The sequence below is a fragment of the Chryseobacterium shigense genome (assembly GCF_014207845.1).
GTDB lineage: Bacteria > Bacteroidota > Bacteroidia > Flavobacteriales > Weeksellaceae > Chryseobacterium > Chryseobacterium shigense_A.
Map to the genome: position 1 here is coordinate 60,089 of NZ_JACHLC010000001.1, position 11,287 is coordinate 71,375.

The following is an 11,287-nucleotide window of genomic DNA, read 5'->3' on the forward strand; positions in this document are numbered from 1 at the left end:
TTTAGGAAGAAAATTCCATGCACTTCTGTATGTTGAAACATTACGATAAGGAGAAAGAAAGACTAAGCATATCAAAAGGTGTCGGGACCGAGATTAATATGTAAATCATCATAAATATTTGGATTTCAGACGGCCGGTATATTGAAAAAAATGATATCTGCAGCTACAGCGGGAAAACATGGGAGAAGCAAAACCGCAGGCAATAAAAATATTTCTGGTGTTTAATTTTTTAGTTGTGCACTCCAGAATTTGAATTCTCCTCCGAATACATTAATTTTGTGTTCCCAAAATTTTTTGCAGTATGGATTATCTGAAAGGACTCAATGAACCACAATATGAAGCCGTTACCTCTATACAAGGACCACTGATGGTGCTTGCAGGCGCAGGTTCCGGGAAGACACGTGTGCTTACCATGCGTATTGCCCACCTGATCCATAACGGAGTGGATCCCTTCAATATCCTGGCTCTTACCTTTACCAATAAGGCTGCCCGCGAGATGAAAGAACGTATCGCAAAAGTAGTAGGTGACAGCAATGCAAGAAGCTTGTGGATGGGAACTTTTCACTCTGTTTTTGCAAGAATCCTGAGAATTGAGGCCCATTACCTAGGATATCCGTCCAACTTTACCATTTATGATCAGCAGGATGCCCTGAATGTAATCCGGAAAGTACTTAAAGACATGAATATTGATGCCGATCTTTACAAACCTAAAAAAGTTCAGGCAAGAATTTCAACCTACAAGAATAACCTGATCACAGTAAAAGCTTATTTCAACAATCCCGAATTGATGGAGGCGGATGAAAAAGCCAACATGAAATTCATCGGGAAGATCTACCAGAAATATGTAGAAGAATGTTTCAAAAACGGAGCCATGGATTTCGATGATCTATTGTTGAAAACCAATGAACTGCTTACCCGTTTCCCGGAAGTTCTGGCTAAATATCAGGACAGATTCAGATATATCATGGTAGATGAGTACCAGGATACCAACCATTCCCAGTACCTTATTGTAAAAGCACTGGCTTCAAAATTTGAAAACATCTGTGTAGTGGGGGATGATGCCCAGTCCATCTATTCCTTCCGTGGTGCCAATATCTATAATATCTTAAACTTTAAAAAAGATTATCCTGATGCCCTGACGGTTTCCCTGGAGCAGAACTACCGTTCAACTCAGAATATTGTTAATGCGGCCAATGTTGTTATTGCTAAAAACCTTCAGCAGTTTAAAAAGAACGTTTTCAGTGATAATGAAGAAGGCGACAAGATCAAAATATACCGTTCCCTTTCCGATGCTGATGAAGCCAATTTCGTGGCAGGAAATATCTGGGAGCTTAGAAATACCGACCAGAGAAAATACAGTGATTTTGCCATTCTATACAGGACAAACTCACAAACTAGGGCATTTGAAGATGCGCTGAGACGTAAAAATATTCCGTATAAAGTTTACGGGGGACTTTCGTTCTATCAGAGAAAAGAAGTAAAAGACCTTATTGCTTATCTGCGTCTTCTGATCAATGAAAATGATTCGGAGGCACTGATGAGGATTATTAATTATCCTACAAGAGGAATCGGTGAGACCACACAGAACAAGCTGATCGTTTTTGCAGATGCCCAGAACATTGCCGTTTCAAAAGTACTTGGTAATCTGCCGATGTATGCTCCCCAGTTGGGCTTAAACAATGGTGTTTTAAACAAGCTGAATGATTTCTGGTCCATGATCAAAGCATTTCAGGTGTTGCTGAAAACAGAAACAGCCTATAATGTAGCCATGGAAGTTGCCAAACGCAGCGGACTGATTAAATTTTTAAAAGACGACCAGACTCCGGAAGGAATTTCCCGTGTGGAAAACGTTCAGGAACTGATGAACTCCATGCAGGGGTTCATTGAAGAGCAGATGCAGCTGGAAGACGGAGATCCCGGCCTTCCGAATTTCCTTGAAAATATTGCCCTTTCTGCAGATACCCAGGATAAGAATACAGACGAAGATATGGTGTCCCTGATGACTATTCACCTTTCAAAGGGACTGGAATTCCCGGTGGTGCACCTTGTAGGTCTTGAAGAAAACCTTTTCCCGAGCTTTATGAGTTCGGCAACAAGGGAGGATCTGGAAGAAGAAAGACGTCTTTTTTATGTAGCACTGACAAGAGCAGAAAAGCAGGTATTTTTCTCTTATGCCGTTTCCCGTTTCCAGTGGGGGAAAATTACGGATGCAGAACCTTCAAGATTCTTAAGCGAAATAGATGAGGAATATATTGAATTCTTAAACCCGGCTCTGGAAAAAAGGTTTATCAATAACGCAGGAATCAAATCCAATATTTTTGATGAGCATCCTTCCGAGCAACGGTCTTTCAGAAAGGTTGAAAAGAAAACCATTGAAAAAGGAGACAGCTCAAAACCTGCGCCTGAAGCAAGGAAACTAAAACCGGTGAGTACTGCGAAAATTATCAACCCAAGCGGGGCTTCTTCGCAGGATATTGAAGTAGGGGATAAAGTAAGACATGACCGTTTCGGGATCGGAGAAGTTTCTTTCCTGGATGGTACGGACCCGCAGAATATTAAAGCTAAAGTGATTTTCATTCATGAAGGGGAGAAAAACCTTATCTTAAAATATGCCAAGCTTACGAAAATATAAAATCATCAGTAATATAGAATGATTGTAATTTTTAGAACGGATTCCATTTGGAGTTCGTTTTTTTTTAATTGTATAGTTTTTAGCGCAAAGTTTGATTTTGGCTCTTTTTATTTTAAGAAAAGATAAATGATTATACCGTTGATTAAGCAGCTGGTTTATGCGCCCGTTTCGTCAGATCAGTCTTTAATTGATTCTTTCTTTACATTCTACATTCTTACAGTTAAACTTTGCATTAAAAAAGCTTATAATTTTGTTCCAATAGGTTCTCTATCTAAGATTGTCATTAAATCAGGTTATGATAAAATTTCACCATTTATTATTCAATAGAAGAAGACTATCATCATTTTTTGCAAAACAAAAGTCTATTGATTTTGTAGACTAATAAATTTATTTTACATTTGCCACTCAAAAAAACATAAACTATTAATTGATGCAAGGGTATGAAAAATAAAAAGACTATTTTATCAGCTTCTGTTCTGTTTTTCCTGGGGACATATGCTTTCGGACAGGAAAAAGAAAAAGACAGCGTAAAAACCAATAGTGTAGAAGAGGTTGTTGTGCTGGGTTCAAGAGCCGGCGCAAGATCAAAAACAGACAGCCCGGTTCCGGTGGATGTCTTTAATATTAAAGAATCTTCAGTGGTTCTTCCACAATCCAGTATAGGGCAGATTTTGAATGCGGTGGCGCCTTCTTTCACGTCTACCATTCAGACTAACTCAGATGGGACGGACCATTTGGATCCTGCGCAGCTGAGAGGATTAGGCCCGGATCAGGTGTTGGTTTTGGTGAATGGAAAAAGAAGACATACTTCAGCGTTGGTAAATGTTAACGGAACACCGGGAAGAGGAACGATAGGAACCGACCTGAACTCAATTCCTTCATTTGCATTAAACCGAATCGAAGTACTGCGTGACGGAGCCTCTGCCCAATATGGTTCCGATGCTATTGCCGGAGTAATCAACCTTGAGCTGAAAAAAGATATCGGGAAGCTGACAGGGCAGGTGAGTTACGGAGGAAATCTCACTCCGACAGCCAATGACCATACAGGAAATTTTGACGGACAAAATATTCAGGTAGACCTTAATTATGGGAACAAAATAGGAAGTAGAGGAGGCTTTTATAATATTACATGGTCTTCGCAGTTCAGAAACCCTACTTTCAGGGCCGGAACAGAAAGCGGGGCAATTTATAATGCATACAATGCAATTGAAAAACGGGCACTGGATGGCGGAGTCAACTTATCTTCTTTATTCACAAATATTAATAGCGTACCGAATTCCCAGCAGCTTATTAACTATATTCATCAGTATGCCCAGGGAGTAAGTTATTTTTCTCAGGATTTTCAAAATCAGATTCAGGGAGCAAATACAATAACCGCTTTACAAGGGCTATTGAAAGGAGATGTTACAGATCAGGAACTGGCTTACCGGGGGCTCAACAGAAAAGATTTCAATATGCAGGTAGGGCAGTCTAAACTGAATAACCATCAGCTTTTTGCCAATATTGAAGTTCCTGTCAGTGATAACTGGAAAGTATATTCATTCGGTGGATACAGCTTCAGACACGGAAGTTCAGGTGGATTCTACAGAAGACCTAACCAGAGCAGAACCTTTACAGGATTGTATCTGGACGGTTATTTACCGCAAATTGGAACAGATATCCAGGATTTGTCTCTTTCGGCAGGAATTAAAGGAAACTGGGATGGCTGGGATATTGATTTCAGTAATACATTCGGGCAGAATTCCTTTACCTATAATATCAGGAATACAGGAAACACATCTTTAAGATTTGCATCTCCCGATGAATTTGATGCAGGAGGATTGAGGTTCTCCCAGAATACCATCAATTTAGATTTCTCAAAAAAATACGATGTCTGGAGTGGGATTAATATAGCTTTCGGAGGAGAGCACCGTTATGAAAATTTCAAAATAACCCAGGGCGAAGAAGCATCTTATGAAACTTATGATGCCGCAGGAAATGTTTGGAACAATACAAGCCCGAGAGCAACTGATTTCTTTGGAAATGTGCTTCCGGGAGGATCACAGGTTTTCGGAGGATTTAAGCCTGTCAATGCAGTCAATAAAAACAGGCAGGCAGTAGCTGCTTATGCAGACGTTGAATTCAATTTTACCGATTGGTTACTGGTAGATGCGGCTGCAAGATATGAGAATTACTCAGATTTCGGGTCTACATTCAATTATAAGCTGGCTTCAAGAATCAAAGTGGCGCCTGATTTCAATGTGAGGCTGGCAGGTTCCACAGGTTTCAGAGCGCCTTCTATTCATCAGATTTATTATAATGTAACATCAACATTGTTTGTTACTTCCCCGCAATTTCCGGTAGGCCGTCTTCTGGATGTGGGAACCTTCAGCAATGATTCAGAAATTGCAGGCCTGCTGGAAATGCCAAAATTAAAACAGGAAACATCTAAATCTGCCAGTGTAGGATTCACATACAGAATTCCTTCAGCAAGCCTTACTTTTACAGCAGACGGATATTTTACAAGAATTAACAACAGGATCATTCTTACAGACCAGTTCTTAAGATCAGATGTGCCTGCTGCTGCACAGATCGCTTTTGATGCCCAGGGAGTTAACGGAGCACAGTTCTTTACCAATGCCATTGATACGGAAACGAAAGGGGTAGATGTAGTTATTTCTCACAATGCAAGATTTTCAGGATTTAAACTGGATAATAATTTTGCCATCAACATTAGCGAGACGAAGAAAGTAGGGAATACCCATTCTTCGGGACTTTTGCAGTCTCCAAACCTGGAGAAGATCTATTTTTCAGAGAAATCCAGAGTATATCTTGAAGAAGCGGTTCCAAGAGTGAAGGCTAGCTTATCTCATACACTTTCGTGGAAAAATGCAAGTATTTATCTTAGAAATACCTATTTCGGAAAAGTAACGGGTGCAGATATTATTGATGTGAATGGAGATGGAGTTGTCGGGTTCAATGAACATCAGCAGATCGGGGCTAAGATCGTTACCGATCTTTCACTGGCCTACCAGTTTACAAAAAATGTAGGTCTGACCTTAGGAGTGAACAATCTTTTTGATGTTTATCCGGATAAAAACCTTGCGGCATCTACCAATAATGACCAGTTTATCTATTCCCGCTCAACCTCTCAATTCGGGCAGAACGGAAGGTATGTGTTCACCAGGCTTAATTTCAATTTTTAAATAGATAATCATTAGTAACGAAACAGCCCGGAAAATCCGGGCTGTTTCGTTTTTTGATGAAATTTTATCTTGTCTACCTTTCCACAAGTTCTTTTACAGGCTCTCCATAAAAATCGGTTTCTGTGGTTCTGATCTGCAGAAGCTGGTACCATTTGATAAATGCACCAATGAATACAATCAGCATCAGGATCATTGCCGTTGCCGCTAAAGCAGCCAGCAGATACTGTTCTTTAGGAAGATAGATTGTTGTTACCTGGATATAGCCTGCCCAGAAAGTGATTCCGGCCATAAAAACTCCGGGAATTGCAGAACATAAGGCATACTTTCCTCTGTTCATGCGGATGAGCATTGTGGTACAGACAATCAGCCCGCAGGCTGCCAATAGCTGGTTACTGATTCCAAACAGAGGCCAGATGCTGCTCACGTTACCTGTGAATACAAGATATCCCCAGGCGAAAGTAAATAAAAGACTGCTGATAATAATTCCTGGAACCCAGTTTTTATCATTGAATTTAGGAATAACGGAACCCAGCATTTCCTGCAGAAAGAAACGGCCTACTCTTGTTCCTGCATCAATAGCCGTAAGGATAAATACAGCCTCAAACATAATCGCGAAATTATACCAATATGCTGTCAGCTGGTCCATATAAGGTATCTTATTGAAGATATGGGCCATTCCTACGGCAAGTGATACGGCACCACCGGTTCTTCCGTGAAGTTCAATGCCTATTTTTTGTGAATAATAATCAATATCTACCCCGTGTAGTGAAGGATGGGCGGCCAGAAAAGCATCATATGATTCTTTTGGTGTATTGATGGCAAAATAGTCCCCCGGCATTAATGTACAGGCCGCAATTAAAGCCATTAAAGCAACAAAACCTTCTACCAGCATAGCTCCATAGCCTACAAAAAGGATTTCTTTTTCTTTATTAAGCATTTTGGGAGTTGTTCCCGTTGCAATTACCGCATGAAAACCGGAAATAGCACCACATGCAATAACAATGAATATAAAAGGTAATACGGGACCGCCTATAACAGGTCCTCCGCCTTTCACAAATTCTGTAAGGGCCGGCATCTGTATCGTAGGATGAATTACAATAACACCTACAGCCAGCATAATGATGGTACCTATTTTCAGGTAAGTTGAAAGGTAGTCCCGGGGTACCAAAAGCAGCCAAACCGGAAGAACAGAAGCAAGAAAACCATATAAGGGAATAGCAATGGAAATGGTTTTGATATCCCATGAAAACAGGTTATTCATCGTTTCATTCTGCATTAGGCTGTGTCCGCCTATAATTCCGGCTATTAAAAGTATACCGCCTAAAATACTGGCAAAAAGCACGCTGTTTTTTCTGTATCTCATGATAAGCCCCATAATTACAGCAATAGGCATCGTAATAACAACAGTGAAAAGGGACCATGAAGCCTCATGCATTGCATTGATACAGGCCAATGATAAACCAGCCAGTGTAAGAATAAGAATGAATAAAATGGCAAAGCCGGCAACAGTTCCTGTAGCTTTACCTATCTCTTTTGAAGCAATAGTAGCCAGGCTTTGTCCTTTATGCCTTACAGAAGCAAATAATACAACCATATCATGCACCCCACCGCCAAGCACGCAGCCAATCAGTATCCACAATGCACCGGGTAAGTATCCGAACTGAGCTGCCAGTACAGGTCCTACCAAAGGCCCGGCAGCAGCAATTGCGGCAAAATGATGACCGAAAAGTACATTCTTATTGGTAGCTACATAATCTTTACCGTCGGCAAACTCTACTGCCGGAGTAGTATTTTTATCATTAAGCCTCAGTACTTTATTGGCAATGAAGATCCCATAAAAACGATAGGCGATTGCAAAGATAAGTATCGATACAAAGATCAGGGTAAGTGCATTGGTGTTATTCAGAAAATCCATATCATCTTTTTTTTAAGAATGAATAATTAAAAATATTGGATGTTTTGTTAAGAATAATTTAAACAAAAGCCAAGTTAATTATTTTATAAGTAAAAAAGATGAAATGTATAGCAATGTAGCAATTTTTATGGTATCTGCTAAAATTTGTATATTAATATACTGATTTTCAATTATTTGTTAATAATTTGGTTTTAAAATGTATATATTTTTATTTTTTTAAATCATTATAATGGGAATTTATTCCCGGGAATATTTAAGCCGACTTCGGAAAATAGCTTAGATAGAAAGAAAAAACTGTGGATGGATATAATTTTAAACAAGGTTATCTGTTATTTCACCAGTTCTTCGAAAAGTTTACCAAACGTTTTTTCCAGGTCTTTGGATTTTCCCGGATGAGGTCTTGAAGTTTGAATGGATGAGCTCCTTACGGCAGTCAGCCAGCGGAAACGTTCAGGAATATCCATCAGGGCAACAGGGCCTCCTTCCTTATCTCCATTGGCAATTCTTTGGAAGCTTTCAAGATTGTGGATAACATCATCATAATCCAGTTTGCTGTGCATCAGCCTGAATTTATCAGGGCATAAATAAAACTCCACGCGGATAAATCTCTCCTTTTTGGAAAACATCACAAGCCCGATATTGAAAAACTCTTCTCTTTCAACTTTGGGCACCAGGCGTATTACGGCATATTCGTATATTTTATCCTCTAGCATTTTTAGCTTCGTTTACAAAGATTTGAGAATTTTCTAACCTTGTTTTCAGGAACTGAAAGTAAATCTCACGGATTTCTTCAGGAGTTTCGTCGGCATCATCCCAATGAAGCCAGTCTTCAGGAATTAAGCTGACAATTTCCCGGAAAAGGGTGTCATTCAGAACTTCGTGGGCAAACTGATCTGCTTCATCCAGCATTTTTGCTTTCGGAAGCAGTACATGATCCTTCACATATTTGAACGGTGTTTTTGCTGCTGCATCAAAATTCTGCCATGAATGATGGAAATAAAATGAAGCCCCATTATCTATAACCCAGAGCTCTTTATGCCACATCAGAAGATTTGTATTTTTAAAAGTGCGGTCAATATTCGTAATGAAAGCATCCAGCCATACAATTTTCGAAGCAAGGAGAGGATCTATCTTTACGGCAGGATCATAGGTGATGGAGCCTGAAAGATAATGCAGACCCAGATTCAGGCCTTCCGAAAATTTCAGTAGATCCTGAATTTCCTCATCAGCTTCCGTTCTTCCGAAATCCACATCCAGATTTACAAATACCAGCTCAGGAATCTTTAGTCCCAGAGCTTCAGTGATCCTGCCGCCCAAAAGCTCAGAAATCAGCATCTTGACTCCGTGGCCAGCACCCCGGAATTTCAGTACATATTTAAAATCATCATCAGCCTCTGCCAAAGCAGGAAGAGATCCGCCTTCTCTTAAAGGCAGAATGTAACGTGTGACGGTTACCGTTCTTAAATCCAGCATACTGCAAAAATAAGGTTATTTTTATAACTATTTAATGGGTTCTGCTACAGAATATTAACTTTTCCGGGTAAATATTTTTTTATATATTTAGGTTAAATGAATATTTCAGATACTGTTATAGTCTAAAAATTGCAATTTAAAATTTGATATGGAACTGATAAAAAACCTTAATATAAAACTGGAAAATGCTGAAACCAGGAATTTTCTTGCTGATGCCATCTATCCTGAAACCAGTAAAAAATTGCCGTTAGTGATCTTTGTTCATGGCTATAAAGGTTACAAAGACTGGGGAGCATGGAATCTGATGGCTGAAAAGTTCGCAGAAGCTGGTTTTTTCTTTGTGAAATTTAATTCGTCCCATAACGGCACTACAGTTGAAGATCCTTGTAATTTTGGTGATCTGGAAGCTTTCGGGAATAATAATTATTCAAAAGAACTTTCGGATCTGGGTGTCGTGATCGATCATTTTGTAAAAGATCCTCATGTGGATGATCAGCGAATTATTCTTATCGGGCACAGCAGAGGAGGGGGGATTTCCATTATAAAAACATTTGAAGATGAAAGAATCAACGGACTTATTACCCTGGCAAGTGTAGATACTTTGGAAAGGTTTCCAAAAGATGAAGCTCTGGAGAAATGGAAAAAAGAAGGGGTATATTACGTACTGAACGGAAGAACAAAACAGGAAATGCCGCATTACTACCAGTTTTATGAAGATTTTGAAAAAAATATTCATCGTTTTGATGTAGAAATGGCAGCGGAAATGGCAAAAGCTTATGTGCTAATTGTTCATGGAACCCATGATGAGAGCGTAAGTGTAAAAAATGCAGAACATCTTCATATCCTCAACCCGAATTCAGAGTTGTTCCTGGTTGAAAATGCCGATCATACCTTCGGATCAAAAGAGCCTTGGATGGAAAAGACTCTTCCTTATAATCTGAATATTGTTACAGAGAGATGCATTGATTTTATCAATAAAAATATGAAATAAAATTTCAGGCGGGATCTCTGATTATTTCGAAACAGATAAAATTCAGACTATATAAAATCTGTGAGATCCGTATAATTGGTGGGAATTATTAACGCAAAGTTTTTAAAATCGGGATTGCTTATTTAGGTTGACAAAGAAGGAATCAACAAGTTGATTTGATGAAGCGGGCTGTTTTAGCAATTTAGTTTTTTATACCGGAAAATAAATAAAAAACCAGCATGATTTATACTGGTTTTTATTGTGAATTATTGTATTGTTAAAAGCGTCCAGGCTTCTTCAATCTTGCTCTCGATCAATAATTTCTGAGCATTCAGGTGAATGTTTTCATCTGAATGAAAATCTCCTGCGGGCAGTATCTCTACATTGGCAAGCATTCCCAGGTCGTTTCCTGTAAATACCTTACTGTATTTGATAGAATCTGGCAGAAGATCAAAGCCGATTCCCTTTGTGACTAATGGTTTCGGAACCTCAAAAAGGCTGTTCTCATTGCTTCTGGAATACCAGTTACCTCCCAGGCGGGCTACCATATCCAGTTTTTGCTGGTCTAAATTTCCAGCTTCGTTCAGGTATTCTTCCCTGATGTGGATTTTCTGAACTTCGCAAATCACAAGGTTTCCTGCACCGCCCTGATCTCCAAGAGATTTTACCTCCAGAACTTTACATTCAAAGTTTACGGGGCATTCTTCAATCAGTTTAGGCTGAACCAGATCTGCATCCTTCATCGTTAGGCCGGATTTAATAAACTCATTGACTCCGGTTTCATATTCCGTAGAAGCCAGGGAAATTTGCTGAACAATAGGAAAATTTACAGTTCCGATTACGACTTCAGGGACTTCCAGAACATTTTCCAAAGTATGTTTTGTAGTATTGTCCCGAACCCTTCTTGAGGGTGAAAAAATCAATACAGGAGGAACCGTACTGAACATATTAAAGAAGCTGAAAGGTGATAGGTTGATATTTCCGTTTTTATCTACCGTAGAAGCCAAAGCAATAGGACGTGGAGACACAGCGGTCTGCATGACAGTTTGAAGCTGTACGGGGGATAGTTCGGAGGGGATTACTGTTTTCATTGTTTTTTCTTTAACACTTAA

At 39.5% G+C, this 11,287-nt stretch carries 7 protein-coding genes; 3 read left to right on the forward strand and 4 right to left on the reverse strand.

The genetic code is table 11. The features are described from left to right. Positions 1-301: 301 nt before the first annotated feature. Both HNP36_RS00315 and HNP36_RS00320 read left to right on the forward strand, forming a co-directional pair. Positions 302-2,632 carry an ATP-dependent helicase gene (locus HNP36_RS00315; protein WP_184161984.1) on the forward strand — a complete coding sequence of 777 codons (2,331 nt, stop codon included), beginning with the start codon at positions 302-304 and terminating at the stop codon, positions 2,630-2,632. A gap of 440 nt (positions 2,633-3,072) precedes the next feature. After that, positions 3,073-5,817, forward strand: coding sequence for a TonB-dependent receptor plug domain-containing protein (locus HNP36_RS00320; RefSeq protein ID WP_184161980.1), 2,745 nt, complete (start codon positions 3,073-3,075; stop codon positions 5,815-5,817). A 73-nt stretch (positions 5,818-5,890) separates the two neighbouring features. Here HNP36_RS00320 and HNP36_RS00325 read toward each other — a convergent pair whose 3' ends face one another. From HNP36_RS00325 to HNP36_RS00335, 3 genes are all read right to left on the reverse strand, one after another. After that, entirely contained in the window at positions 5,891-7,732 is a 1,842-nt protein-coding gene (locus tag HNP36_RS00325; RefSeq protein ID WP_184161977.1) for a carbon starvation protein A, read from the reverse strand. A gap of 329 nt (positions 7,733-8,061) precedes the next feature. Then, the gene (locus HNP36_RS00330) at positions 8,062-8,445 is read right to left on the reverse strand and encodes a DUF3037 domain-containing protein (protein ID WP_184161974.1); all 384 of its coding nucleotides are present in this window, start codon (positions 8,443-8,445) and stop codon (positions 8,062-8,064) included. Further along, positions 8,432-9,205 (reverse strand): HipA family kinase, encoded by a 774-nt coding sequence (locus HNP36_RS00335; protein ID WP_184161971.1) that lies wholly within the window; start codon positions 9,203-9,205, stop codon positions 8,432-8,434. The genes HNP36_RS00330 and HNP36_RS00335 overlap by 14 nt, the downstream gene beginning before the upstream one ends. Positions 9,206-9,353: 148 nt before the next feature. Between HNP36_RS00335 and HNP36_RS00340 the strand changes: the two genes are divergently transcribed. Next, the gene (locus tag HNP36_RS00340; RefSeq protein ID WP_184161967.1) at positions 9,354-10,196 is read left to right on the forward strand and encodes an alpha/beta hydrolase family protein; all 843 of its coding nucleotides are present in this window, start codon (positions 9,354-9,356) and stop codon (positions 10,194-10,196) included. Between the two features lie 245 nt (positions 10,197-10,441). Here the strand turns inward: HNP36_RS00340 and HNP36_RS00345 are convergent, their stop codons facing one another. Next, the gene (locus HNP36_RS00345; RefSeq protein ID WP_184161964.1) at positions 10,442-11,266 is read right to left on the reverse strand and encodes a flavin reductase family protein; all 825 of its coding nucleotides are present in this window, start codon (positions 11,264-11,266) and stop codon (positions 10,442-10,444) included. Positions 11,267-11,287: the final 21 nt, after the last annotated feature.

Bases quoted from the DNA above. Each gene is read 5' to 3' on its own strand.
- HNP36_RS00315 (WP_184161984.1), top strand. From the start codon at position 302: ATGGATTATCTGAAAGGACTCAATGAACCACAATATGAAGCCGTTACC.
- HNP36_RS00330 (WP_184161974.1), bottom strand. From the start codon at position 8,445: ATGCTAGAGGATAAAATATACGAATATGCCGTAATACGCCTGGTGCCC.
- HNP36_RS00340 (WP_184161967.1), top strand. From the start codon at position 9,354: ATGGAACTGATAAAAAACCTTAATATAAAACTGGAAAATGCTGAAACC.
- HNP36_RS00335 (WP_184161971.1), bottom strand. From the start codon at position 9,205: ATGCTGGATTTAAGAACGGTAACCGTCACACGTTACATTCTGCCTTTA.
- HNP36_RS00325 (WP_184161977.1), bottom strand. From the start codon at position 7,732: ATGGATTTTCTGAATAACACCAATGCACTTACCCTGATCTTTGTATCG.
- HNP36_RS00345 (WP_184161964.1), bottom strand. From the start codon at position 11,266: ATGAAAACAGTAATCCCCTCCGAACTATCCCCCGTACAGCTTCAAACT.
- HNP36_RS00320 (WP_184161980.1), top strand. From the start codon at position 3,073: ATGAAAAATAAAAAGACTATTTTATCAGCTTCTGTTCTGTTTTTCCTG.